The organism is Anaeromassilibacillus sp. SJQ-5 (genome assembly GCF_054108045.1).
Window position 1 is genome coordinate 738,650 of the sequence record NZ_JBPJWQ010000001.1, and the last position, 25,685, is coordinate 764,334.

The 25,685-nt window shown below is 59.1% G+C and carries 18 protein-coding genes and 1 tRNA gene; 10 read left to right on the top strand and 9 right to left on the bottom strand.

The window, feature by feature from the left end; translation table 11 throughout:
• Positions 1-111 precede the first annotated feature (111 nt).
• On the top strand, positions 112-987 hold the full coding sequence (pdxS, locus tag ACSAMM_RS03000; protein ID WP_178723919.1) for a pyridoxal 5'-phosphate synthase lyase subunit PdxS: 876 nt from the start codon (positions 112-114) through the stop codon (positions 985-987).
• A complete protein-coding gene (pdxT, locus tag ACSAMM_RS03005) occupies positions 987-1,553 on the top strand; it encodes a pyridoxal 5'-phosphate synthase glutaminase subunit PdxT (RefSeq protein WP_457789649.1) in 567 nt (188 codons plus the stop codon). Before pdxS ends, pdxT begins: the two co-directional genes overlap by 1 nt.
• 411 nt (positions 1,554-1,964) lie before the next feature.
• Here the strand turns inward: pdxT and ACSAMM_RS03010 are convergent, their stop codons facing one another.
• Together ACSAMM_RS03010 and ACSAMM_RS03015 are read right to left on the bottom strand one after the other, a co-directional pair.
• Positions 1,965-5,267 (bottom strand): FtsX-like permease family protein, encoded by a 3,303-nt coding sequence (locus tag ACSAMM_RS03010; RefSeq protein ID WP_457789651.1) that lies wholly within the window; start codon positions 5,265-5,267, stop codon positions 1,965-1,967.
• Between the two features lie 2 nt (positions 5,268-5,269).
• The gene (locus ACSAMM_RS03015) at positions 5,270-5,974 is read right to left on the bottom strand and encodes an ABC transporter ATP-binding protein (RefSeq protein WP_457789653.1); all 705 of its coding nucleotides are present in this window, start codon (positions 5,972-5,974) and stop codon (positions 5,270-5,272) included.
• 389 nt (positions 5,975-6,363) lie between these two features.
• On the opposite strand from ACSAMM_RS03015, the gene ACSAMM_RS03020 reads away from it, so the two are divergent.
• The 4 genes from ACSAMM_RS03020 (at position 6,364) to ACSAMM_RS03035 (ending at position 9,524) form a co-directional block, all read left to right on the top strand.
• Positions 6,364-6,954, top strand: coding sequence for an RNA polymerase sigma factor (locus tag ACSAMM_RS03020; RefSeq protein WP_457789655.1), 591 nt, complete (start codon positions 6,364-6,366; stop codon positions 6,952-6,954).
• Positions 6,933-7,820: a hypothetical protein gene (locus ACSAMM_RS03025; RefSeq protein ID WP_457789657.1), complete on the top strand. Its 888-nt coding sequence runs from the start codon at positions 6,933-6,935 to the stop codon at positions 7,818-7,820. The genes ACSAMM_RS03020 and ACSAMM_RS03025 overlap by 22 nt, the downstream gene beginning before the upstream one ends.
• A 207-nt stretch (positions 7,821-8,027) precedes the next feature.
• Complete coding sequence (locus tag ACSAMM_RS03030; protein ID WP_457789659.1) at positions 8,028-9,296, top strand: glycosyltransferase family 2 protein; 1,269 nt, start codon at positions 8,028-8,030, stop codon at positions 9,294-9,296.
• Positions 9,297-9,448: 152 nt separating this feature from the next.
• Positions 9,449-9,524, top strand: a tRNA-Thr gene (locus ACSAMM_RS03035).
• Between the two features lie 287 nt (positions 9,525-9,811).
• On the opposite strand, the gene ACSAMM_RS03040 is transcribed toward ACSAMM_RS03035, so the two are convergent.
• The 4 genes from ACSAMM_RS03040 to ACSAMM_RS03055 form a co-directional block, all read right to left on the bottom strand.
• Positions 9,812-9,955: a hypothetical protein gene (locus ACSAMM_RS03040; protein ID WP_457789661.1), complete on the bottom strand. Its 144-nt coding sequence runs from the start codon at positions 9,953-9,955 to the stop codon at positions 9,812-9,814.
• A complete protein-coding gene (locus tag ACSAMM_RS03045; RefSeq protein WP_457789663.1) occupies positions 9,942-10,310 on the bottom strand; it encodes a hypothetical protein in 369 nt (122 codons plus the stop codon). The genes ACSAMM_RS03040 and ACSAMM_RS03045 overlap by 14 nt, the downstream gene beginning before the upstream one ends.
• 119 nt (positions 10,311-10,429) lie before the next feature.
• Positions 10,430-10,624, bottom strand: a complete 195-nt coding sequence (locus ACSAMM_RS03050; protein WP_457789665.1) for a hypothetical protein — start codon at positions 10,622-10,624, stop codon at positions 10,430-10,432.
• Positions 10,625-10,641: 17 nt separating this feature from the next.
• Positions 10,642-10,917, bottom strand: coding sequence for a hypothetical protein (locus tag ACSAMM_RS03055; RefSeq protein WP_457789667.1), 276 nt, complete (start codon positions 10,915-10,917; stop codon positions 10,642-10,644).
• 250 nt (positions 10,918-11,167) lie between these two features.
• Here ACSAMM_RS03055 and ACSAMM_RS03060 point away from each other — a divergent pair, with 250 nt between their 5' ends.
• From ACSAMM_RS03060 to ACSAMM_RS03070, 3 genes are all read left to right on the top strand, one after another.
• A complete protein-coding gene (locus ACSAMM_RS03060) occupies positions 11,168-11,374 on the top strand; it encodes a YlcI/YnfO family protein (protein WP_457789669.1) in 207 nt (68 codons plus the stop codon).
• The gene (locus tag ACSAMM_RS03065) at positions 11,371-11,949 is read left to right on the top strand and encodes a zeta toxin family protein (protein ID WP_457789671.1); all 579 of its coding nucleotides are present in this window, start codon (positions 11,371-11,373) and stop codon (positions 11,947-11,949) included. Before ACSAMM_RS03060 ends, ACSAMM_RS03065 begins: the two co-directional genes overlap by 4 nt.
• Positions 11,950-12,105: 156 nt before the next feature.
• Positions 12,106-12,369: a hypothetical protein gene (locus tag ACSAMM_RS03070; protein ID WP_457789673.1), complete on the top strand. Its 264-nt coding sequence runs from the start codon at positions 12,106-12,108 to the stop codon at positions 12,367-12,369.
• Positions 12,370-13,115: 746 nt separating this feature from the next.
• On the opposite strand, the gene ACSAMM_RS03075 is transcribed toward ACSAMM_RS03070, so the two are convergent.
• From ACSAMM_RS03075 to ACSAMM_RS03085, 3 genes are all read right to left on the bottom strand, one after another.
• Entirely contained in the window at positions 13,116-14,192 is a 1,077-nt protein-coding gene (locus tag ACSAMM_RS03075; protein WP_457789675.1) for a hypothetical protein, read from the bottom strand.
• 85 nt (positions 14,193-14,277) lie between these two features.
• Positions 14,278-15,312, bottom strand: a complete 1,035-nt coding sequence (locus ACSAMM_RS03080) for a response regulator transcription factor (protein WP_457789677.1) — start codon at positions 15,310-15,312, stop codon at positions 14,278-14,280.
• The gene (locus ACSAMM_RS03085) at positions 15,305-17,167 is read right to left on the bottom strand and encodes a cache domain-containing sensor histidine kinase (RefSeq protein ID WP_457789679.1); all 1,863 of its coding nucleotides are present in this window, start codon (positions 17,165-17,167) and stop codon (positions 15,305-15,307) included. The genes ACSAMM_RS03080 and ACSAMM_RS03085 overlap by 8 nt, the downstream gene beginning before the upstream one ends.
• Before the next feature lie 287 nt (positions 17,168-17,454).
• Between ACSAMM_RS03085 and ACSAMM_RS03090 the strand changes: the two genes are divergently transcribed.
• Positions 17,455-25,617 carry a beta-galactosidase gene (locus ACSAMM_RS03090; RefSeq protein ID WP_457789681.1) on the top strand — a complete coding sequence of 2,721 codons (8,163 nt, stop codon included), beginning with the start codon at positions 17,455-17,457 and terminating at the stop codon, positions 25,615-25,617.
• Positions 25,618-25,685 lie beyond the last annotated feature (68 nt).

Genomic DNA, 25,685 nt, shown 5'->3' on the forward strand with positions numbered 1-25,685 from the left:
CAATTATACGATTGATTCCATACAATTGCAATGATAAACTGAAAATGTTATAAATTGTATGGGTCTCGTCCGCCCGTCGCGGCGGCTCGGCCCCAGAAAGGACCGATTTGTATGGAAAACAATCGCGTGGAACTGAACAGACAATTCTGCCAGATGCTCAAAGGCGGGGTCATTATGGATGTCACCACCCCGGAGCAGGCCAAAATCGCCGAAGCCGCCGGCGCCTGCGCGGTCATGGCGCTCGAACGCATCCCGGCGGATATCCGGGCGGCGGGCGGCGTGTCCCGCATGAGCGATCCCAAAATGATCAAGGGCATCCAGCAGGCCGTGTCCATCCCGGTCATGGCAAAATGCCGCATCGGCCATTTCGCGGAGGCCCAGGTGCTCGAGGCCATCGAAATCGACTGCGTGGACGAGAGCGAGGTGCTCTCCCCGGCGGACGATCGGTATCACATCGACAAAACCGCCTTCCGCGTCCCCTTCGTCTGCGGGGCGAAGGATTTGGGGGAGGCCCTGCGCCGCATCGCGGAGGGCGCGTCCATGATCCGCACCAAAGGGGAGCCAGGCACCGGCGACGTGGTGCAGGCCGTGCGCCATATGCGGAAAATGACCGGCGAAATCGCCCGCCTGGCCGCCCTGCGGGAGGATGAGCTGTATACCGCCGCCAAGGAGCTGGAGGTGCCCTATGACCTGGTGCGGTACGTCCATGAGCATCAAAAGCTCCCGGTGGTCAACTTCGCCGCCGGCGGCGTCGCCACCCCGGCCGACGCGGCCCTGATGATGCAGCTGGGCGCCGAAGGCGTGTTCGTCGGCTCCGGCATCTTCAAGTCGGGCAACCCGGCGAAGCGGGCCGCCGCCATTGTCCGGGCCGTCACCAACTACACCGACGCCAAGCTCATCGCCGCGCTGTCGGAGGATCTGGGCGAGGCCATGGTCGGCATCAACGAGCAGGAGATCACCCTCCTCATGGCGGAGCGCGGCAAGTGATGCGCATCGGCGTATTGGCGGTGCAGGGCGCGTTTATCGAGCACGAGCATATGCTGCGTTCCCTCGGCGTTTCCTGCTTTGAAATTCGGAACCGGGAGGACATCGCCGCCCCCTTCGACGGCCTGATTCTCCCCGGCGGGGAAAGCACGGTGATGGGCGCCCTGCTGCGGGATTTGGAGCTGCTGGAGCCGCTGCGGGAGCGGATCCGGCAGGGCCTGCCGGTGCTGGGCACCTGCGCGGGCCTCATTCTCCTGGCCGAGGAGCTGCCGGGCGGGGAGGCCCCTCATCTCGCCACCCTGCCCGCCGCCGTGAGCCGCAACGTCTATGGCCGGCAGCTGGGCAGCTTCACCGCTATGGGCGAGGTGGCGGACGTCGGCGCCTACCCGCTGGTCTTCATTCGCGCCCCCGGCATCGTCCGGGTGGGGGAGGGGGCGCAGGTTTTCGCCTCCCTGGACGGCCGCCCCGTCGGGGTGCGGTATCAAAATCAAATCGGCGTGGCCTTCCACCCCGAGCTGTCGGGCAACCCGGCGGTGCATCAGGCCTTCTTGGCCATGGCCAAGCGGTAGGCCCCTGGCAGGGCCTGTCTGTCCAATTCGACGCCTTCCTGTAGAGGCGAGCATCGCTCGCCCGAGGCTGTCGAAAAAGTCTATCGGAGGGAGGGGGATGTGTGCGGCACGACGTGCGCGTCGTGCTGGGAACACGTCAGGGTTCCCTCCTCGGCTGTCGGACGTTCGCGTCCGACGACAATCGACCCGCCCGCAGGCGTCAAAAGTGGGGAAAATCGAATGATTTTCCCCACTTTTGCTCAGCTTGGCGTAAATGGCCGGCGTATGCCGGTCTTTTTCGACAAGCTGGGGCAAGCATCGCTCGCCCGCGGAACAGCCCTCCAACCGGCCCATCCTCTCGGCATACGGCGAGCCCAAAATCCCCCCAACAAAAAAGGCGCGTATGGCTCCTGCCATACGCGCCTTTTTATCCTATTCGCCCGCTTTCATGGATTCCACCATGTCGATTTTCTTCATCTTCCGGCCCATCACCAGATTGACCAGGAAGGAGAAGAACATGGTCATGGCCGCGGCCAGCAGATAGCTCAGCCATTTGATTTCCCGGCCGAACATCACCATGTCCACCTCCGCCGTCTTGACCACGAAGGCATGCAGGAAGATGCCGAGCACCAGCCCCGCGAGTGTGCCGATGATACTCAGTATCGCCGTCTCGCGGTAGATATAGGCCGACACCTCCTTGTCGTAGAAGCCCAGCACCTTGATGGTGGCCAGCTCCTTCTGCCTCTCGGTGATGTTGATGTTGGTCAGGTTGTACAGCACCACAAAGGCCAGCGCCGCCGCCGAGATGATCAGCACGATGACGATGTAGTCGATGTTGCTCACCATGTCCGCGAAAGAGCCCTTGATGTCGTCGGTGAACATGGCGCTCTGCACCTGGTCGGACTTGAGCAGCGCGGCGGATACCGCGTCCCGGTCGGCCTGGGTGTTTCCCGCCGTCCGGCCGATGAGGGTGGTGAACGCCGGCGCGCCGAAGGCCGCCTCGTACAGCTCCCGCGGGATATACAGCGCCCCCTGGACATAGTTCTCGATTATCCCGGCGAGGCGGAATTCCCCGCTTTTGCCGTCGGCGTTCCGCACCCGGAGGGTGTCGCCCGCCTTCACGCCCAGAGCCTCCGCCTGCTTCTCGGTCAGCAGCACCCCGCTGCCGTCAAAAGGCACGGCCTTGCCGCTTTTCCTCTCCCGCATCACGATGAAATCGGGCAGGCGGCTGGTGCTCTCCGGCACGTACAGGGTGGCTTCCGTCGTCTTGTTCCCCGCGTAGAGATCGCCGCTTTCCTGGTAGGTCATCAGGTAGTCGGTCACCCGGCTCTTGTCCTCGAGCACCGCCTTCACGGTCTCGTCCGCGCGGGGCGCGTCCTCGTCCTTGAAGCTGGCCGTCAGGTTGTATTGGTACAGCTCGCCGAACTGCTTGCCCACGATGTCCCCGATGGAATCCCGCAGGCCGAAGCCGGTGAGCAGCAGGGCGGTGCAGCCCGCGATGCCGATGACCGTCATGAAGAACCGCTTCTTGTAGCGGATGAGGTTGCGGGCCGTGACCTTGTGGGTGAATTTCATCCGGGACCACAGAGGGGTGATCCGCTCCAGGAACACCCGCTTGCCCGCCTTGGGCGCCCGGGGCAGCATCAGCCGCGCCGGGTTCTCTTTCAGGGACTCCATGCAGGCGGCCAGGGTGGCCAGCATGGTGCACGCGATGGCCGACAGGGAGGCGGCCAGGGCGTAGGGCACGTTGAAGGGGGTGAACAGCTCCGGCAGGGTGTACAGGATGCGGTAGGCGTTCCAGATCACCATGGGGAAGACCTGGAACCCCACCAGCAGGCCGAACACGCTGCCCAGGACGCTGGCCGCGCCCGCGTACAGCAGGTATTTAAAGGCGATGGCCCCCCGGGTGTAGCCCAGGGCCTTGAGCACGCCGATTTGGGTGCGCTCCTCCTCCACCATCCGGGTCATGGTGGTCAGCGCCACCAGGGCCGCCACCAGGAAGAAGAAGATGGGGAACACCTTGGCGATGGCCTCCACCTTGGTGGCGTTGCTGCCGAAGCTCGCGAAGCTGACGTTAGTGTTCCGGTCCAGCACGTACCACTCCGGCTCGCTGATATCCGCGATTTTCTTCTCGGCGTCCTCGATGTCGGCCTTCGCGTCGGCCAGCTTTTCGTCCGCCTCCGCCTTGGCCTTGTCGTATTCCGCCTGTCCGTCGGTCAGCTTTTGCCGGGCGTCGGTCAGCTTTTTCTCGTTGGCCGCGATTTCCGCCCGCCCGTCGTCCAGTTCCTTCTGGGCGTCGGCCAGCTTTTTCTCGTTCCGGGCAATCTCCGCCGCCCCGTCGTCCAGCTCCTTCTGCGCCGCCGCAAAGGCCTTCTCCGCCTGGGCCTTCCCGGCGGCCAGGGCGGCCTTCCCGGCGGTCAGCTCCTTCTCGCTGGCCGCCAACGTCCCGGCCTGCTGGTCGTATGCCGCCAGCCCCGCCTCATAGGCAGGGCGCTGCTCGTCCAGCTGGGCCTGGAGGGCCGCCGCCTGCTCCGTCTGGCCGATGGAAAGCAGATAGGCGATGGTTTTCTCCGCCTGGGCGATTTGCGCGGCGGTCTCGTCCAGTGTTTTCTTCGCGTCGGCCAGGGCCGCCTTTCCTGCGGCCAGCTTGTCTTCGCTTTCCCGCAGGGCCTTTTCCTTGTCAGCAATTTCGGCGGCGTAGGCCGCTCTTTGATCCGCCAGTTCCTTCTCGCCGTCGGCCAGCTTCCGCTTCGCGTCGGCCAGGGCGGCTTTCCCGTCTGTTAGTTCTTTTTCGCCGTCGCTCAGCTTTTTCTTGGCGTCGGCCAGGGCCTTTTCGCCGTCGGCCAGCTCCCGCCGTCCGTCCTCCAGCTCCCCCCGGGCGTCGGCCAGCTTTTCATCCGCCTCCGCCTTGGCTTTGTCGTATTCTTCCTTGCCGTCGGCCAGCTTGTCCTCCGCCTCGCCCTTGACCTCCTCAAAGCGGACGACCGCCTGGGTTTTCCCCAGGTCCTCCAGGGCGTTCTGCACCGTGTCCACAGCGGCCTCGTACTCGTCGGTGAAGGCGTTGAGCGCCTTCGCGCCCTTGACCAACACGTTGGCCTCGGTGTAGGCGGGGTAGGCGAAACTGTCTTCGCCGGCGTACAGGGTCAGCTGCACGTGGCCGGCGCCCACGGTGCTGGTTTCCTTCTCAATGGACATGTAATACGGGGTTTCCACCAGCCCCACCACCGTGAAGCCCTCCACGGCCAGCACGTCGGTCAAATCGTCGTTCTCCGCCGACAGGGGGATGACGTCCCCCTCCTCCACGCCGGTCAGGGTCTTGGTTTTCAGCACCACGCACTCGCCCGGCTTTTCCGGCAGCCGGCCGGCCACCAGCTTGATCTGGTTGAGGGCGGATCCTCCGGCGGGCAGGCTGTGCACCCGGGTCACCACGTCCTCGGCGTCCATGGCGTTGGTCAGCACGTCGGCGGTGTAGCCGGGCTCCACCTGCTCCACCCCGTCGGCCTGCCGGATGGCGGCGATGTCCTCCTCCGACAGCCCCAGGGTGGACAGCACCCGGACGTCCATGATGTTCATGCGGTCATAGTAATCGTCCACCGACAGGCGCATGTCGGGCGTGGCGGCCAGCAGCCCGGCCAGAAAGCCCACCCCCAGCGCCACGATGGCAAATATCGCCAGGAAGCGGCTGAGACTGAACCGCACCTCCCGGAGGATGACCTTGCGATATGTCCGTTTCAAGCCTACCACTCAATCCTTTCCACCGGCGTCGGATCGGGGTTCGTCTCGTTGGAGAGCACCGTTCCGTTTTTGATGCGGATGACGCGGTCGGCCATGGCGGTCAGGGCCTGGTTGTGGGTGATGACAATGACCGTCCGCCCGGTGTTCCGGCAGGTGTCCTGCAGCAGCTGGAGGATGGTCTTGCCGGTCTTGTAGTCCAGCGCGCCGGTGGGCTCGTCGCACAGCAGAATTTTCGGGTTTTTGGCCAGGGCCCGGGCGATGGAGACCCGCTGCTGCTCCCCGCCGGACAGCTGGGCGGGGAAGTTGTTCAGCCGGTCCTCCAGCCCCACGTGGGCCAGGGTTTCCCGGGCGTCCAGCGGCTCCCGGCAGATTTCCGCCGCCAGCTCCACGTTTTCCAGCGCCGTCAGGTTCTGCACCAGGTTGTAGAACTGGAACACAAACCCCACGTCGTACCGGCGGTATTCGGTGAGCTGCCGGCGGGTATACCGGCTGATTTCCTGGCCGTCCAGCCGGATGCTCCCCTCGTCGCAGGTGTCCATCCCGCCCAGCATGTTCAGCACCGTGGTTTTTCCCGCGCCGCTCGGTCCCACGATGATGGTGAACTCCCCCTGCTCGATGGTGAAGGTAATATGATCGGCGGCGGTGATCCGCTGTTCCCCCATGGTGTAATACTTGCACACATCCTGGAATTCCACAAAATGTCCCATTGTTGTCACCTCTCAGCCGCTCGAGGGCGGCACGTTAGGGCTTTATTATAGCGCTTTTCCGGGTGAAATATGTTAATATAGTATGACGGGGGGATACCCCCCGCAGAAAAACGCCGTTGGCGTTTTTCACCCCCCCACAGAGGAAAGAAACCGTGCAGCGGATCAGGGGGGATACCCCCCGCGGAAAAACGCCGTTGGCGTTTTTCACCCCCCCCACAGAGGAAAGAAACCGTGCAGCGGATCAGGGGGGATACCCCCCGCGGAAAAACGCCGTTGGCGTTTTTCACCCCATCAACTGGGGGCCGCGCGTTGAAAATAATTTTGCCTCACAGCCAACAATCGACGGGCTTGCGGCATTGTACTGATAATAAGGTAAGGAGGCGGCGGACGTGGAGGAAACACAGGGGGATAGGCAGCTTTTCGACGGCTGGATGACCGCCGTCTCCGCCGGGGACAGGGCCGCCTTCGCGTGCCTGTACGACCGGCTGAAAGCCCCGGTGTACGGTCTGGCGCTGTCCATCCTGCGGGTGCGGGACGACGCGGAGGACGTGATGCAGAACACCTTTCTGCGGGTGTGGGACTGCGCCGGGCAGTACCGGCCCGGTACCGACGCCAGGGCCTGGGTGCTGAAAATCACCCGGAATCTCGCCCTGATGCTGCTGCGCTCCCGCCGGCGGTCGGCGGAGCTGGGCGACTGGGCGGAGAGCCTGTCCGGCTCCGACGAGACGGCGCCGGTGCTGGACAGGCTGGTGCTCGAGGCCCTGCTGCGCTATCTGGACGAAACGGAGCGGCAGGTGGTGATGCTGTTCGCCGTGGGCGGCTATTCCCACAAGGAGATCGCCGCCGTGCTGGAAAAGCCCTATGCCACCGTCCGCTGGAAGTACAGCAACGCCATGAAGAAGCTTAAGCGTCATCTGGAGGACACGGAGGAACCGGCGGGAAAGGAGGAACATCCGCTATGGCTGCAAACGAAGAACTGAATGAGGCCCTCCGCCGGGCGGTGGAGGCCGAAACGCCCGCGGTGCTGGACGCGGTGCTCGCCCGGGCGGACGAGCCGGGCCGGGAAAAGGCCGCCCTGCCCAAACGGGAACGCCGCAGCTTGGCCGCGGCCCTGGGGGCCGGCGCGGCGGGGGTGTCGGCCGCGGCGGCGGTGCTGGCGCTGCTGCTTTCGCCTGGCCGGCTGCCGGGCGGCCCGGAGGCCTCCCTGCCGGGGGAGCCGGGCGGAACCTTTGAAGCCACCGGCTTTGTCATGAAGGCCTACAGCCCGGCGGGATCGGCCTCCTCCGACTCCCAGGCGCAGGTGTTGTCACCCAACGAGGCGGTCAACCTGCCCGCCGTCGACTGCGGCCTGGCAAGCATGATCGGCAAAACCGCCCTGGACGGCGATCTCTCCCTGTATAAAATCCACCTGCCCTTTGAGGTGGTGTGCGAGGGGGAGGCGATCTGTGCGGTGTCCTACCGGACCAATACCGGCTGGTTCGAAAGGCGGCTGTCGGTGAGCCACCCGGCCGACCTGGAGGCGTTTGCCCAGGTGGTGGATGTGGTCAACCGCACCCCCTCCGGGGCGTGGGGCTACGCGCCCTTGGGCGATGCGATCCGCTTTGCCTATGAAAATCAGCTCATGGCCCATAAGCAGCTGAGCCTCCAGCTGTCGCTGACCGCCCGGCGGGACGCTTCCGAAGAGGAGGTGGAGGAGGCCTTCCACCGTCTCCTGAACGGGGTGGAAATCCAGGTGGAGCTGACCTATGCCGACGGTTCCGTCGGCAGCACTCGGCTGGCCTTCAGCGTGTCCGATCCCGTGGGGGAGGGCCTGTCCGCCACCCTCATCACCCGCGCGGCCCCCTAAGTCTGTTTTCTGTCCGGACATTTGTGCAGATTTCCAAAAATTGCACGATTTAAGAATTCGTTAAGAAAAAAGATCGCAAATTTTGGTGGCGCTTTCTGGGACTGGACTGGTATACTAGAGCCATACGGGGCCATTCCCCGCGGCGGTATACGGTCCGCCTTTTTTATGGGGAAGCGGTCAACATGCGGTTTTTTGGGAGGGCGCGGAATGGAGCTGTTCGGACAGATATGCTGGTGGATTGCGGCGGGCCTGACGGTGCTCGCGGCCCCCGTCGCCCTGTGGCACCTGCTGCGGGGCCTGCGCGGCCTGTTTCCCATGCTGGCCCGTCCCGTCCGGGAGGAGCGGCGTCTGCGCTTCGCTGTGGTCGTCTGCGCCCGCAATGAGCAGGCGGTGATCGGCTCCCTCATCGACAGCCTCATGGCCCAGCGGTATCCCCGCGACTGCTTCAGCGTGTTTGTCGTCGCGGACAACTGCACCGACGGCACCGCCGCCGAGGCCGCCCGCCACGGCGCGCTTGTGTACGAGCGGGAGGACGCGCAGCGGGTGGGGAAGGGCTGCGCCCTGTCCTGGGCCTTTGACAAGCTGCGGGAGGATTATGGGGATCGGTTCGACGCGGCGGCGGTTTTCGACGCCGATAATCTGGTGGATCCCGGGTTCCTGGCCGCGGTGAACGACGTGCTGTGCACCGGCGCCGATGTGACGCAGGGCTACCGGGATTCCACCAATCCTGACGAATCCGCCGTCAGCTCCTGCTACGCGGTGTACTGGCTGCTGCTCATGCGGTTTTTCCACCGGGCACGGTATAACAGCGGCCTGCCCTGCCTGGTGGGCGGCACCGGCTTCGCCTTCCGCTGGTCGTGCATCGCCCAGAACGGCTGGCATACCCAGACCCTCGGGGAGGACAGCGAGTTTTCCCTGCAGCAGATACTGGCCGGCCGGCAGATCGTGCCGGCCTATCGCGCGGTTTTTTATGACGAACAGCCGACAACCTGGGCCGTCTCCTTCCGGCAGCGGTTCCGCTGGCTGGTGGGCAGCGTCCAATGCATGCGCTACCTGCCCGCCTGCCTGAAATCCCTGTTTCATCGCCAAAAAGGGGACGGGCCCCGCCTCGTGGCCGCCGTGGATATGACGGCGTATCTGCTGGCGGCCCCGGCCTGCACGCTGCTGGTGGTGTCGGGCCTTTTCGGCCTGCTGGCCATGGCCTTCACCCCCGCCGCCCTCGGGGTGCGGATCGTCTGGTGCCTGGCGTCGTTCGCCGGCGGCTGGGTGTTCATGACGCTGCTGGCTCTGCTGACCGTCCTGCTCGAGCATAAGCCGCTGAAAATCTACGGCAGGGGGATTCTGCTGTTTCCGCTCTTCCTCATCCCCATGGGCTGGATGGCCGTGGCGGCCCTCCTCCATCCCCGGACCTCCTGGAAGCCCATCGTTCACACCGGCCGCCGGAACGCCGCCGCGCCCGATATGGAAAAGGCTTGACAGAAAAAGTGCGGATATGCTATAGTAATAACCGTTCCGGCGCACAAGCTGGAACGGTTTTCCGCGATTCTGTGCGGAAGAACGCGAAAAAATGTGCCCCCTTTTCGCCGCCCATGTATCAAATTTCCATATGCTTTCTGTTATATGCACTCGCTGGTGTAGCTCAGCCGGTAGAGCAGCTGATTTGTAATCAGCAGGTCGGGGGTTCGAATCCGTCCACCAGCTCCAATGAAAACCCGCATGAACACTGCGTTCTTGCGGGTTTCTTCTTTTGCTCGTCGGCACCGCAAATTTGGCTTTGGTGTTTATTTGGTGTTTATCGCTGCGAAAACCTACCGAAAGCTACGCACAAATAAGAGCGGGCGGCACGGTTTCCCATGCTTGCCCGCTCGCTGTTTTTCAGTGATGTAAATATAGATATTCGACAAATTTGTAAATGCGCCGCAGCAGGGTCGCCTGTGTGGATTCGGCCGAGCAAGTCCGCAATTGCCCCCCTGTACTCTGCCTCGGTTCGGTTATTCTCCGGCACGATGTGGCTCCTCCTTGCTCGTCAGGGCTTTGGCAAAACGGTAAATGAGCAGAATATCCCGCTCGTTGTCGAGGCCGTCCACGAGTTTCTTCAGGTGCTCCTTGCGCCGCCATGTTTCATTCTCCGGCATTAGAAAACGCCTCCATTTCTTCCAGATAATCCAGGCCGTCGGGCGTGATGGAATAAACGGCGTCATCGTTTTCAAGGTCGATAAAAACACGTCTGCGGCTGGTCTGCTTGGGGCGGCGCGGTTCTTTCGCCCGCAGCCGTTCCAGAAGCGCTTTCTGTTGGGCGATAACAGCCGGAACATCTTCATCCGGGTAATACTCGGGGTGCTCTTCGCGGTCGCGGATACAGCCTTTGACCCACTGTATATCCGTTTCCGTTTCAATCATCGGGATACATTCATCTGTGCCCTGCACCCGGCAGTATCCAACAATCGGAACGCCGGAAACGGTTTCAACCTTTGGGGCTGTAGTGGTCATTTCAATTCCTCCCTTGCAAAATGGGAGCGGGCCTGATAGAATAGATACAGACCCGCTCCGGCGTGTCCCTGGCTCTTTTCCTGTGTGCTTTGGTCGGCGGTACAGGAAAGGGGCTTTTCTTATGCCACGGGCTTGTATTTGGACTTGGTGAACCAGTGGATGGCTTTAGCAGCTTCAGCAGCCTTGGCAGGCTCAAACCCGGCCTTGTAGAGGTGGCGGAAGTCAACGGTAGGGTAATCTTCCTCCAACGTGCAGCCGGTTGGTATGATGCAGATATGTTCCTCGACTTGCCGCTTCCAGTCTTTGTATGGCATTGTCTCGCCTCCTTTCTTCAGGACACCGTGAACCGTCTTGTCTCTGTGGGCTTGGTGTAGTCGGCGTAGATGGTGGGATAAGCGGCGCGGAAAGCCTTGGAATCGAACCGGCTTGACTTGACCACGGCCCAGCGGATGGTGTGTTTCCCGGCCTCCAGAACGTCGATACCCTGCCGCTGCATGTCGGCCTTGAGGGTGTCCTTAATAGCGGTGATTTCGTCGGCCAGCTCGGCGGCCATTTGGCGCAGTTCCACAAGTTCCTGTACCAGTTCATTCCGTTTACTCTTGCTCATGGTATCCTCTCCTTTTCTTTTAGGCGAGGGGGCGGGAGTTTGTTGGCCGCGGTAGTCTCTTACTCCGCTTAGTTTCCATCCCGCTCCCCTTCGCTATAATTATAGCATACTGCATGTACCCATACATTTCGATTGACAAAGTCCATAAACATGTGCCCATACATTTGTGCAATATATGTATGTACACATACAATTCGACGTGTTATAATAATTGTGGGTAAAAGTAGAATCGCGAAGAAGGTTAAAGCAGATGGCACCCATTAGCGAGGCCAGAAAAAGGGCAAATGATAAATACATCGAAAAACTAGATGAAATCAAAGTCCGCGTCCCCAAAGGCCGTAAGGCAGAGTTGCAAGCCCACGCAGAGCAGCAGGGGGAGAGCCTCAACGGCTTCATCGTGCGGGCGATAGATGAAACTATCGAGCGGGATAATGGTACAGGAGGCAAGGGAGATTGAAAATATATACCATCATCGGCGGCGTGAACGGAGCAGGAAAATCCAGCCTCACCGGTGCCTTGAAAGCGGAGCGGAACGACCTGGGAACCATCGTTGACGTGGATAAGCTAGTGGTGTCCTTCGGAGGAAAGACATTAGAAGCGGGGAAAGCGGCCATTCGCAAGATAGACGACTGTATCAGCCGGGGCGTGAGCTTTACGCAGGAAACCACACTGTCGGGGATTAGGACGGAAAATACTATCCGTAAAGCCAAAGAGAGCGGGTACTATGTCCGGCTTTATTATGTTGGGCTGAACAGCGCAGAGGAGAGCATGAAGCGCATACAGAACCGCGTCTTAAAGGGTGGACACGATATTCCCGACGAGGACGTTCTTCGCCGGTTCTCCAGCAGATTTGACGCGCTTATCCGTGTCCTGCCGTACTGCGACGAGGTGACCTTGTTTGATAACGAAAACGGCTTTGTAGAGGTCGCAGAGTATCGCAACGGAGAACTGCTGCCAAAAGGAACCTACAGGCCGGAATGGCTTTGCTGTCTGGAACAGGCTATGCAGGACGCCGAGAATGACAATAGATGAAACCATCGAGCGGGACGACGAAAAGTCAGGTGCGTGAATAATCCACACACCTGCTGCTGTGAATGTTGTGTAACCCTTCGCAAACATTGGCAACTCAAAATATCCGCTTGCAAACGAGCGGTTAGCATGGTATGCTGTGGAAGTGAGGTGAATGAGATGGATGAGAAGATGCTTCTTGAAGAAATTGGGAAGATGATTGCGCCCATTGCAGAACGTCAGATGCACATGCAGACCATGATGGAGCACATGGATAAGAAAATAAATGCTCTCGCTGAAGGGCAGAAGGGCATGAATGAGAAGTTCGCGAAGCTGGACCAGGTAGCGGATGACGTGGAGGAAATCAAGGTCAAGGTCACGGCGCTCGAGGCCGTCACAAAAGACAACACCGCGCAAATTAGAGACCTTCGCATAGTGAAATGATATGAGCCGCTATCCTCCGGGGTGGCGGCTTTTTGCATAGATAGGCTTGAAATTGAGCGCAACTCATCCCAGGGTGTTACCGGATGGAACAGGAGATGCATGGCGAAAGTACACCGAAACGGTATACTATTTTCAACGGGCGTGTCTGAAGCTTTTCAATGTCCGGGTTCTGACACCAAAAAAAGAACAGCCCGGATTTAAAATCCGGCCAATGGGCACCCCCGGGTCGAAAAAAAACGAAAAATTTTTGACACCTGCATACCGCGGTCAAGCACGACAGAATCGATTTTCACGCGCGTGAGGGCTTTTTAAGCCCTCACGGGGGTGTGTGCTTTAGTGAAGTGAAGTGCCGGATACCACGAATCCCCACAAAAACATAAAAAATTTTAGAAATGAAAGTTTCGGCTAATGTATGGCTACAAAATGCTACAAATAGAGAGCGGGCAACCGTCCCTTGTGTGGGATAGGCTGCCCGCTCGTTTGGCCGTGAATATCAGGCCAACCATGCCGATTACCTGAAGTAACTCCGCCAGCGGACATGTACCGTAGTACTTATCCGGTTGTCAACAGCGGTTAATCTAGCTTACATCGGGGACGGGATTTCCATAATGTCCGTTTTTAGAAGTTCATTTTACAGGTGTGTTGCCGGGCAAGTTTGTCGGACGGCAGCGGTGATCTGCCGTGGATGGTCTCTTTTTAAGAACGACGGCCTCGGCTATCCGAAGCGCATCGGGCCACGGCTACCGCTACGGGCACAGCCTTTGGACGGCTTCTTCCGGCGTAAGGGAGGCGCTTGCGAGACCGGAGAGCGCCGCTTCTATCCGCGCGGAGACGGAGGCGTCCCAGCGGCAGGGCAGATAAAAAAGCTGAAGGGAAGGGGAGGCCAGAATGGTGTAACAGGCGGCGACCAATTCCGGCACGGAATTGGTACCGAAGGAAAGCCGGCAGGCGAGCGGTATTTTCGTGTCAATGGTCAGGTTAACCAGCGTTTTATTCTCATAAAGGGTGCGGAGAAAGAATTCTGCCAGTACCGGGCTAGCCTGCTGCCGTACCGTCACGAAGTCGGCACGCACGACTAAGCTGGCGGCAGAGGTTTTAGTATAGACCAGAGTGGGAGCAAAGCTAATATCCGACAGGTTCGGCATGCGATTGAGAACACCGGCGATTTTATGAACGTCCGTGATCCAGAACATGGCGGTGTCCGAGGTGAAACGCGACTGGGCGTTTTCCTGCATGCTCAGCATCCCCCCATCGGTCAGTTCCCGGATGCGCTTTAGCGCGGCGAGAAGAGGCTCCGGCCGAAAGGAGGCTACGGACAGCTCTTCTTCCGTACCGCCCGCCGATAGATAAACCGGGGCGGCCGTACTCCAGAACAGATGCTCCATCCCTTGTATGTCGCAGACCACGGGGAATTCCGACAGCAGTGGGCTCGAACGGAAAGACTCCAGGGAATAGGGAACGGCGCTTTCGGTTTTTTGATAGAGCAGCGTATCGTACCAATAGCTGTCGCAGCGCAGAAACAGCGGCAGTCCCAGCACGCCGCGTTCATCCCGCAGGACAAGCTCGGGAATCAGTACGTCGCGGAGGGGATCCGCCACATTGTCCAGCGTGCGGTATTGGCCGGCCTCCTCGGCGGGCAGGCGATCAGTTATGACGATATCGGCCCCGGCGGGCGTATCCGCCCACTGCATGTCCAGCAGAGGGTGCCGCAGGTTCAAGGTGCGGAAAACCCGCTCCAGGGCCGTCTGGTATCCTTTTTCGGCGTAGACGGACAGACTGCCGGACAGGGCCGTCTCGCTGACCGGGGAGCCGGGGGAAGACATGGGGGCCTTTTCAGGGGAACAGCCGGTTCCCATCATAAGGAGCGCACAGCCCGCCGCCAACCACGGCAGGCGCCGCCTGCCGCAGCTATTCATGCTGACCGTACCGGTGCGCGTTCCGATAGGCAATCGGCTGCAGGCACACGATATCCTTGAATATTCTGCTGAAATATTTAGAATTGCCGAATCCCACCATTTCGCTTATCTGCCGGATGGAACGGTTGGTGTTTACCAGCAGTTTTTTCGCGTGGTCGATGCGGATTCGCAGTAAAAAATCGCTATAGTTTTCTCCCGTTTTATTTTTAAAAATTCGGCTGATGTAGCTGGCGTTGAAATAGAAGGCATCCTCCAGAGCCTTCAGTGTAATGTTTTCCTGATAATGATCCTCCAGGTGCCGCTTGATTTTTTCCACCAGAAGATCGGAGGAGTCGGAACTGCCGGAACCGAAAATGCTGAGAACATAGTTCACTAAAGTCGTCTTCATATCCTCCACGGCCCCCTCCGCGGCTAACTCTGGTTTTTCCACCACGGTATAAGGTCCCATACTGTTTTTATACGCGGTTTCGATCATGTCCAAAAGCCTTGCGCTGATGTTCCATGCGGTTTCCCGTTGTACGCGCTTTTCGATAAATCCGTCGAAAACGGAGGCCAGTGCATCCAGGGCGGCGCCAGCTTGGCCTTGGGCGATTGCTTTAACCAGCACCGCCTCCTGTTCGAAGGGATAATTAATGCTGCGGTTCTGGATTTTCTCCTTGACACGCAGCATGGCCTTTTTCAGCTCGTCAGGGGAAACCGGCTTGAGCAGAAAGTCAAAAACACCGGCGCGCAGGGCCTCTCTGGCATAGGAAAATTCGTCAAAGCCGGTAACCACCACCACTTCGGTTACCGGGCAGTGCTGCACAACGGCATTGGCCAGGGCTATTCCGTCCATAAACGGCATTTTTAAATCGGTGACGACAATATCAGGCCCTTTTTCGAGGATCTGGGCCAGCGCGCTCCGCCCATCGCCGGCTTCGCCGATGACGCGGAAACCGTTGGTTTCCCAGGTAAACAGCTTTTTCATACCGTCCCGGATAATTTTCTCGTCATCCACCAGGAAAACGGATAAAATGCGGTTATCCATATGGATACTCCTCCTTTGGCCCGCTTTCGTCCCCGCGACGATCGTACCGAAACAGGGCGGATGCTTCGTCAAGCAGCGGAATGGAAAAGGAAACAACGGTGCCTACCCCGGGCTGGCTTTCCACCTGCAGGCAGCAGGACTCGGAAAAATACAAGCGGAGCCGTTCGTTGACGTTGGAGAGGCCGATGCCGCGCCGCGAATCCTCCATCTTTTGCTTGAGCTGCAGCCGCAGGGCGTCGAGTGTCCTGGCGTCCATGCCCCGGCCGTTGTCGTGAACGGAAAAACAGATGAGCGCAGCCTCCTTACGCACCGTTATCGTGAGAATTTTAGTGCGTTCCAGGTCTTGAAAACCATGGGTAAACGCGTTTTCCAGCAGCGGCTGCAGCAAAATTTTGGGCATTTTAAAAGCAAGCGCCGCCGGATCGATTCGATACAGAATCTTCAGCTGTTCCTGATGCCGCAGTTTTTGGAGGTAGAGATAGTTTTCCGTCTGTTCCAGCTCCTCTTTGACCGTGACCAGCTTACCGCTTTCCCGTACATGGTACCGGAACAAAGCCGACAGGTGCAGAAGAGCGCTCGCAATATCGTCTTTGTCCTCCAGCACGGCCATCATGCGAATGGTGTCCAGAGTGTTATATAGAAAATGGGGATTGATTTGGCTTTGCAGCATGTGGTATTTTGCCGCATTTTCCCGTTCCCTGGATTCGGATATATTTTGAATCAGGACGCGCAGCTCGTCAATCAGCCGGTTAAAGCCGTCGTTGAGTTCGCCGAATTCGTCCGTCCGGTGATGCTCAATGCGCACGGTCAGGTCGCCGTTTCCCGCCTTTTTCATGGCCTTTTGCAGGATACGGATTGGCCTTGTGAAGCTGCCGGATACCGCGAAGGTAACCGTGGAAATGATCAGCATGGACACCAGACAAAGAACAAGAAAAGTATTGAGCAAGCGGCTGGACCGGGCGGTCAGATTCTTGTATGACGTGGTAGCAAGAATCGTCCAGCCGCTGTCGGACAGTGTGCTGCTGACAAAGATATGCGTCTCGCCGTTCAACCGGATTTTTCCTTGCGCCTCCCTCCGGGCGGCCAAGGCGGAAATCGCGGCTTGATGGGCCGTGTCCGGGCTGCTGGCATGCACCAGCCGGTTGGCCTCGTCTAGTATATACAGGCTGCTGCCGGGGCCCATGTCCACGTTGCCGCAGAATTCCGCGAGTTTGGAGACGGGGCACTCCGCGATCACGTAACCGGTATAGCCGCCGATGCCGACGTCCTCATCTGTGTTGATGTCGATGTGCTTGCTGGCCACGGTGAACACAGGGACCGGGGGAGAGAAGAGGTACTGCGAATCCCGTGCGGGCAGCAAGACGGTGTTGCCAGTGGATTCCCGCAGCGGAGCGAAGTAGTCGCTGTCAAAATCCCACAGGGTGCGATCGAATTTTTGATTCACATAGGACAGCGCGCGACCGTCCAGACTCACCGCCGACAGCGAATAAATCCCATCGGTGCTGCGCGCAAACAACTCCAACGAGTCCAGAGCGTCTTGCTCCAGCACGTGACGGGAATCGTTGTCAAAATCGAGAGCAATGGTCTCGTTGCGCAGGTAACGGGGCACCATGTTGGTGTTATCCACCGAGCGGGTCATCATGTCCACCCGGGAGATGTATTCGGTGAAGACCACGCCGATCTGCTTGGTCATCTGGGTATAGGTCTGGAAGCTCTCCTTTTCCAGTTCCCTATTGCTGGAATAAAACATCAGAATACCGAACAGGACGAGCGGACTCAGAACCGAGAGCAGAAAGATGCAGAGCAGTCGTGTCCGGACACCGATCCGCCTTGCTTTTGCCGCCGTCTTTTTCAAAAGCCCCCCCCCTTCCTTTAACAAATTTGTTTCTAAATATCACCATTTCCCATATTTCTACCTATAATTATACTATTTTTGACGGGAATTTCAATAGAAGACCCTTTACCAATGTGGTATCTTTTTTTGTGTTTAACGGTGGAGAGAGCAGGCTCTCAGGCCAAGAACCCAAAAAAAGTAACCCCTTCGGACAAAAAAAGTAAACGACAATTCCGATGAGCTTCGATATACTTTTGTTGTATTCACACGATAAAAGATGCGTAAATTTATCTGGGAGGCGTGAACGAATGGGTCGATCGATTGGGAAGTACCTGCACAGGGCGGCAGCTATCCTGCTCAGCGTGACCATTATGGCGGGGGTGCTCCCCCTCTCGTCCTACGCGGAGGATACAGACAGGCGTTTTGCGAATTTCACCGGTTGGAGTTTGGAATCGACAGGATCGGATGAACTGCAGCCCGCCGCGGGCCGTACTGGAACCTGCGCGCAGGTGGTAAAGGCCGGAGCCGGAAAATCCGCGCTTTGTTCGGATAGGATAAAGGTGACTTCCGGTGCTACCTACAAGGCCGGCGTTTTTCTGAAAATGGATACCGCTGATACGGGGTATGCCGCGCTGGAGATCCAGGCCTTTGAGGATGCGGAGGGTAAAAGGCCCGTAGGGACTGGAACCATCCTTGCAACGCTGTCTGCGGCGGCGGAGTTCACGGAGGTTTCGGGCGACTATACCGTTCCGGATCGAGCGTTGTATCTCACGGTCCGTGTGCTGATGGGAAACGATGAGTCCGCCCGGGGCGACGTCTATATGGCGGATAATGCGTATGTGTACGCTTATACCGCGGCTATGCCGCTTTACGACGGGTATACCGGCGGGCAATGGTACCGGCTCGGCTGGAAAAACACCTCGGCCAAGTACGCCGAGACCGTCGATGAAGGCTGCCAGGACGCGGGTTCTCTGCGTTTTGTCAACGGATCCCCGGAAGGGGATATGCCCATCGCTCTGGAAACCGCCGGCGTGACGGCGGGTGAATACACGTTGTCTCTTTATATCCGGGGCCATGTTTCCACGGCAGGAGAGTTTCGAATATTTGAGCAGGGCCACGACGCGGCGAAGGTCCTCATTTCAGAGCAGACAACCTATGGCGAATGGACAAAAATTGAAAAACCCATGACGGTTTACGCCGATCGTTCGGATGCGCCGTCGTCCCCGGTGTTCCTCCTGTTTTTCGGGCAATACAGCGGGGCGTCGGATTTGTATGTGGACAATATCTCCCTGGTGAATAAACAGACCGGTGCGGACATTCTGGCCGGTAAGGGCGGGTTCTGTCTGGGGGCTGACCGTGTGCTGAATACCGCTAGCAATCTGCTGCCCAACGGGGAATTTGAAGATATTGTCTATACATACCTTCCGCTTGACGCCTTTAACGGAACCTTTGAAGGGGCGGATAACGGCGAGGCGCGATTGGACTGGACCTTGAGCGACAACGCCACCGGGGATACCCTGAGCGTGGAGCAGGACGGGGCTCATGGGAAGTTCCTGCGCATGACCAAGGGGGCCTCCGCCGAGGCCGGCGCCGGCTGGGTGTCGCTGGCCAGCCCGTTGATTGCTGTCGGCGGCGGCGCCTCCTATGAATTTTCGGTGGAGTTGAGGGGCGAGGGAACCAAGCCTTACTATATCGTGACAGGCTACTTTTTCTTTAACGACGGCAGAAGTCCGCAATCCTTTGAGACCGGCGTCATGGGGGATGCGCCTGCCGGATGGACCGGCGCGTCCGCCCGTCTCACCGCCCCGGAAGGCGCCGCCACCGTGCAGATACGTCTGGTCTTTCAAGGAGCGGCGGGCGACACGCTGTATGTGGACAACGCCGCGTTGCGCCCCGTGACGGCGACTCCATCAATGGCGGATTGGGACTATGCGGGGTTTTATCAGGATCCGAACGTGGACGGCGTGAGCGATCTGACGCTGGAGAGCGAGGGATACACGGATGCGGGAGCGGTTCATTTTATTCAGAAATATCCAGAAAACGCGGGTGCCGGTCGGGAGCCGTCGATCGCCAATCTGGGGAAAAATTGGACGGCTGGACAGACCTATGTGTTCTCCGCATGGCTCAAGGGCGATACCTGCAGCGCGGGCGATCCGGCGAAAATCGAGCTGGTCTGGGGACAGGCCAGTTGGACCGATACGCAAAGCGCAGTACGGGAGCTGCGGATCAACAGCGCGGGATGGACCAGGATCACCTGCGAATTCCAGGTGAATACCCCCGGCTGGTTCCCGATCCGGGTGTATACGTCGCAGTATACCGGCGCGGATTTCTATCTGGACAATGTATCCGTACATGTCAAGGGCGACGCCGCCGAAACCAATGTGCTGACCAACGGAGGCTTCTGCGGCGGAGGAGTCCCGGACGCCGACCGTAACCTCATAACCGACGGCGGATTTGAACAGGCGGCTACCCTAACGATCCCGGGCTGGAGCGTTTCCGGCGGCGCAGCCTATACGGAAGACGGCCGCCTAATTACCCTGCGCGCCGGCGCGTCCCTTCGATCCTACCGGTACGATGTGAAGGGTGGCGACATATACCATGTGAGTTATACCGGCAGCGACGGCACCCTGTCGTTTGAGTTCGACGACGGTCGGCAGCAGGCGCTGTCGGGCAACACCGGCTATTTCATCGTGCCGGCCGGCGCAGCCTACATACGCGTGCGGTACGCGGCAGACTCCGAAGGAGCCAGCATCTCACGGATATCGCTGCGGCTGGAAGAGCACCCGGAAAACTTCAATTTTGAGCTGAAGGATCCGGGCGGCGCCGGACCGATGAACTGGCTCGGCTATTGCACGGGAAAAGAGGGGGATTACCTTCTTCAGTTTGGAGAGGGGGAGGGCGTGGACGGCAGTCACGCCATGAAAATCACCGCCGCAAAGGACAATGAGGGCTCCTACGTGGCGTACAGCATCCGGCGGGAGGTTAAGCCGTCCACGGTGTATGATCTGACCTTCCAGGGAAAATATACCGGTGCGGATGTGGCGGCTTTTCCCCTGGTGCGCCAATATACAGCCAGCGGAGCGGAAACGACTGCCGCCTCCTCCTATATCTGGCTAAGCGGCATCGCCAGCACCGATGGAGGCGGGACGTGGAACTCCTACTCCGCCGACTTCTCCACCAGCGCGGACGCCGCGTTTATCGAAATTCGGTTCGAGGTGCGGGCCAAAACGGCGGGCGCGTCCTTCCTGTTCGATAACATTTCCTATGAAGAACTGGGCAGCGCGACGGACTTGAACTTTGATTTTGAAAAGGGCGCCGGCGGTAGGATCCCCTTGAACTGGACCACCTATGAGCGGCGGGAAAAGCCGGACAGGCCCGGGGAGTATGAGGAAGGCGGGTTCGGCGGCTATACGGTTTACAAGGCGGACGGCGCGTCGGCCGACGGCTCTGCGGCCGCCGTACTTAGAAAGAACGGCACGGAGCCTGTCGAGCTGTATTTTAAAAGCGGCGTTATGGAGGCAGAGCCGGACACCTATTATACCTTCGCCTACGACGCGATGATCCGCGACGCCAAGAAGAACGGTCTGCGCATCTTTATCCGGCAATACAAGGACAGCGCCGGGACAAATGTGGACGACGACGCGCAGACCTATCTTTGGCTGACCAGCGCCTATGCCTATGGCTCCTTCGACTGGCGGGAATGCGGCGGCTCCTTCCGCACGGCCGCGGACTGCCGCTATTTACAGCTGATGTTCGTCATGACGGGGGAGGAGCCGTCCACCGTTTGGCTGGACAATGTATCCTTTACCAAAACCGAGGAAATCGAAGATGTGAACCTTGATTTTGAATACGCCGCAGGCGGCAAGCCGGTCAACTGGTCGACAACCACCTCCGACGGCGTGTTCGGGGTGTCGGTAAATTCCGACGTTTTTTATCGGGGCAAACAGTCCGTTTTCCTGCAGAAGGCATACAGCGAGATTAACTATTCCACGCTGGAGACCGACCGGTACATCCGGGTAAATCCCGGCGACGAGGTGGAATTCGCCATCCATATGCGCAGCCGGAACAGTGTGGGTGGCAGCTTTGCCGCGGTAATTCACGGACTGGACGAAGACGGGAATGTCATGCAATATTGGCATGGACAGGAACGAGTATTAAACACCTCCGGCGAGCTTTCCGGCTGGGACACCTATAACCTGATGTATACGGTGCCCAAAAGCGTCCGGCAGGTTAAGCTGGTGCTTCGTCTGGGCGGAAAACAGGCGGATGTTTTCGTGGACGCCATTGAATACTACAACTATACCCAAAGCGGCGGGGTGGTCTATGCCGAGGATTTCGCCGGGCCGTCCAGCAACGGGATGTTCGGCGGCTGGAAGCGGGAGACGGCTGCCGGTTCCCCTGTGTTCGGGACCGGCGGCGAAGCGTCGATAGCCGGCCAGGCGGCGGACAGCGGCGGAATTTACACCGATTTATACACGCTGAAAACCGATTGTGTCTACACGGTAAAGGCCAGTTATCGTACCGAGGGGACGGCGGAGGGCCGCCTTATCCTGGAGGCGCGCAACTGGCTGGATAAGCCGACCAGGACAGTCGTCTCTCAGGAACTGTCTTCAGGGGGTTCGGTCGCGGAGCTGGAGACCTCCTTTACGGCTGTCAGCGCCTCCGCCTACCGGCTGTATTTTGAAAAGACCGGCGGCGACGGGACGGTGTGCCTGCAAAATGTGATCTTGCGGCAGACAGGCGAGCCCAGCCGGGAGGTGGGCTGGGTGGGCAGCTGGATCGTCCATCCCGACGATTACGATTCCCTTCTGACCCACGAGCATAACGATCGGTATTATTATACCCGTCAAGAGCTGTATCTGGACAGCGAGGTGAAAACGGCGCAGATCCAGATCGCGGTGGACGACAAATACAAGCTGTTCGTCAACGGCGAGCTGGCGTACGAGGAAACCCGCACGGGCGATACCTGGAGCCTGCCCGGTCTGTTCGACATTACCGAACACCTCCAAAAGGGCAAAAATGTCATTGCGGTGGAAATGTATAACGACGTGTACGCTTACGGCGTACTCTACGACGGCATTATCAAGATGGAGAACGATTCCGTCCGGCGGTTCTACTCCAACGAGAGTGTTTTCATTGCCAGGGAAAAGTCCGGAGAAAAGGGAACGCCCGATCCCGCCTGGTCGAAACAGGACGCGCAGACCTTTATGAACCCGGACTACGATATGGCCGCCTGCTCCGCCTGGATTCCCGCCGAGGTCTACTGCAAGGTGGGCGGCGGCTCTTGGGGACTCATAGATTTTGACAATACCGAATACTCGGATTATAAGCTGGAAAGCAATCGATTTGTTTTCCCCAAGGACACGGTGTACGCAGGAGACAGCGTGACCGTGGAGGCCACTCTGAAGATTCGGGAAAAGCTGCCGGCTGCTAACAGCTTCCCCGTGTATTTCTGGAAGCGGAATTCCACAAGCAAAATTTGTTCGGGCAACATCATTCTGGCGGACGGGAAAACCACCGACAGCTGGCCGGTCGGGCGGGAGTTTACCGCCAGATTCACAATGAAGGTTCCGGATTTTCTTGCACAGGGCAGCTATACGGTGCAATTTGACAACACCGTGGCCATTGTCAGCGACTATTACATCGGCAATAAGGTCGGCAACCTGAAGGTGGCGCAGCCCGAACGAAAGCTCACCACAACCTCGGAGGTGAAGATGGCGGGAGGTCGTCCGACCTATTTCGTCAACGGCGTGGCGACGGCCCCGATTTGGTTCGCGCGCCCGGAACGGGATTCCCAGTACGATGCATCGTGGATTGCCAAATACGCCGACATCGGGGTCGATACGATAGTCCCCTACATCCTGCCCCGTGAAACTTTGGGCGAGCTCTGGATGCCGGACGGCTCGCTCAACACCGCGACGATTGACACCCAGATTCTCGGCACTCTCGCGGGGAATCCGGAGGCTTATCTGCAGGTGGCGATCGATACCACGCCGCCGCAATGGTGGTTGGACGCGAATCCGGAGGAATGCGTCAAGCTGAGCAACGGAAAGCTCAGCAAGGAATCCTTCTCCTCGGAAAAATGGAAGAAGGAAACCGGGGAAATTGTGATCCGGATCATCCACTACCTGATGGAGCAGCCCTATGCTAACAACATCGCCGGCATCAAGATAACGGGTGGCACCACCTATGAATGGCAGTGGTGGGGCATGAACGGAAACAACACGGTGGTTGGCGATTTTTCCTCGGCAGGACTGACCGCTTATCGAGGCTGGCTGCGGAACAAATATAAAACCGACGCGGCTTTGCAGGCCGCCTGGGGGGATCCCCGCGTTACCATGGCCACCGCCGAAGTGCCGGCCATCGAGGCGCGCAGCGAATCCGAGTACGGCAGCATCCTCCACGCGCAGAACAGCCCTGACGTTATCGATTACGAGCTGTTCATGGCGGACATGAAGACAGATGCCATCCTGTATTTCGCGGAGCTGGTCAAGGAGGCTGTGGACGACCGGATCGTGGTCGGCACCTATGCCGGGTATCTGCTCAACTGCACCACCTATGAGTTCGGAACCTCCACCGCGCAGGTGGCGCTGGAACGGATTCTGGAATCGGACGCCATCGATTATGTGAAGTGCCCGTGGCTGTACGGCGAGCGGGAAATCGGAACCTCCGGCGACTATATGGGGCCTGTGGATTCCGTAACCGCCCATGGAAAGCTCTATGTGGCGGAGGACGACGACCGGCTCAACCTGCTTCGCCTGGATTTGGCGCAGGATTCCCGGGCAGCGGTGGGGTGGACGCGGACCACGAAGCAGTCGGTGGAGACGATCAAGCGCAATTTCGCCTATGCATTGTCCAAAGGGCAGACGCTGGATTTTTATAACCTGGGCGGCGGGTACTTTGACGACGAGCAATATTACGGCGTCATTTCCCAGATGATGCAGGAAATGACCCTGGCCCAGGGGCTGGAGAGACAGAGTGTTTCCGACGTGGCCGTTTTTATGGACGGACAGTCTGCGGCTTATTTTCCCTATACCGGGGCCGATACTGCCAATGAGCTGCTGTTTAAGTCGGTGCTGATGCAGCAGCGCGCGGAGCTGTACAATATCGGCGCGCCCTTCAACACCTATCTGCTGGACGATCTGGCGAAGGGCCTGGTGCCGGAGCATAAAATCAATATCTTTTTGAGCACCACGCAAATGACCAGGGAGGAACGCACGGCCATCGAGAAACAACTAAAGAAGAACGGTAACCTACTTGTCTTTATATTCCTGTCCGGCATAGCGGACGGGAAGACCACCGACGTCTCCCTGCTGTCCGAGGTGACCGGTATGGATCTGGAGGTGGTCAGTACCGAGAGAAAACAGGTAGGCACCGTTCTGGTGGAAAATTACGATCACTGGCTTACACAGGGATTGGCGGACGTCACCTACGGCGCGGCGGAATACCACACGCTTTCACCGGTTATCGCCGTGCGTGATCCCGAGGCGACGGACATTGCCTACCACAATACCGCGGGGCTTTCCGGGCGTCATGTGGGGTTGGCGGTCAAGGAAATCACCAACGCCGACGGCAGCAAGTGGACCAGCGTCTATTCGGGGGTTCCCGCCGTGCCCACCGCGCTTATCCGCAATATGCTGCGGCATGAAGGCTGTCACATCTATGACGACAACTCTTCGGACGTGGTCTATGCGGACGGCAATTATGTCGCGGTGCACTCCCTGTTCGGCGGCGAACGGACCATCCATCTTCCTAAAAACTGTACGGTATACGATGTTTTCAACCGGAAAATCATCGCCGCCGACACCAACGCCTTTACCGTCGCCCTCGACGGCCCCGAGACACGCCTGTTCCGGCTGAGCAAGCCGGATACCGTACAGGTTTACGTCACCCGCACCAAGGGAGGGCGCGTGTCGCCCGAAGGACTGACGGAAAAGGAACCGGGAGGCGAGCTGACCTTCACCTTCCAGGCGGAGGAGGGGTACCGGCTGAATTATCTTCTGATCGACGGGATAAAGACCACGGTGCAGGGCGATTCCTATACCTTCCGCAACCTCCAGGAAAGCCATACCGTGGTGGCCCGCTATACGCCGGTTTATGAAAAGCCCCCGGTGGAGGAACCTGACAAGCCCGACGAGCCGGATATATCCGGCGGCGAACCCGGCAGCCGACCAGGGGATTCGTCCGCGCCTTCCACGGATAACAAAGTGGATGGCGCACCGAACGAACCGGTACAATCGGGTTCTCCCGAGTCCGGGCCGGAGGAAAATCCGGAGAGCGGCGCGCCAGATGCAAGCGGCGGGCAGCGGCCGGTAATCCAGGACAAAACGACCTATCGGGAGGAAACGGTACTCAACTGGCCGGCCATTATCGGCCTAATTGTGGGCTGTGTCGCAGGGGCCGGCGCGGCGGTAACGGTAGCGATCCTCCTGCTCAAACGGCGGAAGAAGCAGCGGGAAAGCAAGGAGTAGAGTATTCCAGGCGCCGCAGAATACAGGCATTTGTGTTTTGCGGCGCCTTGTTCGTTAACGGGATTTTC

Bases quoted from the DNA above. Each gene is read 5' to 3' on its own strand.
- ACSAMM_RS03015 (WP_457789653.1), bottom strand. From the start codon at position 5,974: ATGGGACATTTTGTGGAATTCCAGGATGTGTGCAAGTATTACACCATG.
- ACSAMM_RS03075 (WP_457789675.1), bottom strand. From the start codon at position 14,192: ATGTCTTCCCCCGGCTCCCCGGTCAGCGAGACGGCCCTGTCCGGCAGT.
- pdxT (WP_457789649.1), top strand. From the start codon at position 987: ATGCGCATCGGCGTATTGGCGGTGCAGGGCGCGTTTATCGAGCACGAG.
- ACSAMM_RS03055 (WP_457789667.1), bottom strand. From the start codon at position 10,917: ATGAGCAAGAGTAAACGGAATGAACTGGTACAGGAACTTGTGGAACTG.
- ACSAMM_RS03045 (WP_457789663.1), bottom strand. From the start codon at position 10,310: ATGACCACTACAGCCCCAAAGGTTGAAACCGTTTCCGGCGTTCCGATT.
- ACSAMM_RS03050 (WP_457789665.1), bottom strand. From the start codon at position 10,624: ATGCCATACAAAGACTGGAAGCGGCAAGTCGAGGAACATATCTGCATC.
- ACSAMM_RS03025 (WP_457789657.1), top strand. From the start codon at position 6,933: ATGGCTGCAAACGAAGAACTGAATGAGGCCCTCCGCCGGGCGGTGGAG.
- pdxS (WP_178723919.1), top strand. From the start codon at position 112: ATGGAAAACAATCGCGTGGAACTGAACAGACAATTCTGCCAGATGCTC.
- ACSAMM_RS03060 (WP_457789669.1), top strand. From the start codon at position 11,168: ATGGCACCCATTAGCGAGGCCAGAAAAAGGGCAAATGATAAATACATC.
- ACSAMM_RS03040 (WP_457789661.1), bottom strand. From the start codon at position 9,955: ATGCCGGAGAATGAAACATGGCGGCGCAAGGAGCACCTGAAGAAACTC.
- ACSAMM_RS03030 (WP_457789659.1), top strand. From the start codon at position 8,028: ATGGAGCTGTTCGGACAGATATGCTGGTGGATTGCGGCGGGCCTGACG.
- ACSAMM_RS03080 (WP_457789677.1), bottom strand. From the start codon at position 15,312: ATGGATAACCGCATTTTATCCGTTTTCCTGGTGGATGACGAGAAAATT.
- ACSAMM_RS03070 (WP_457789673.1), top strand. From the start codon at position 12,106: ATGGATGAGAAGATGCTTCTTGAAGAAATTGGGAAGATGATTGCGCCC.
- ACSAMM_RS03090 (WP_457789681.1), top strand. From the start codon at position 17,455: ATGGGTCGATCGATTGGGAAGTACCTGCACAGGGCGGCAGCTATCCTG.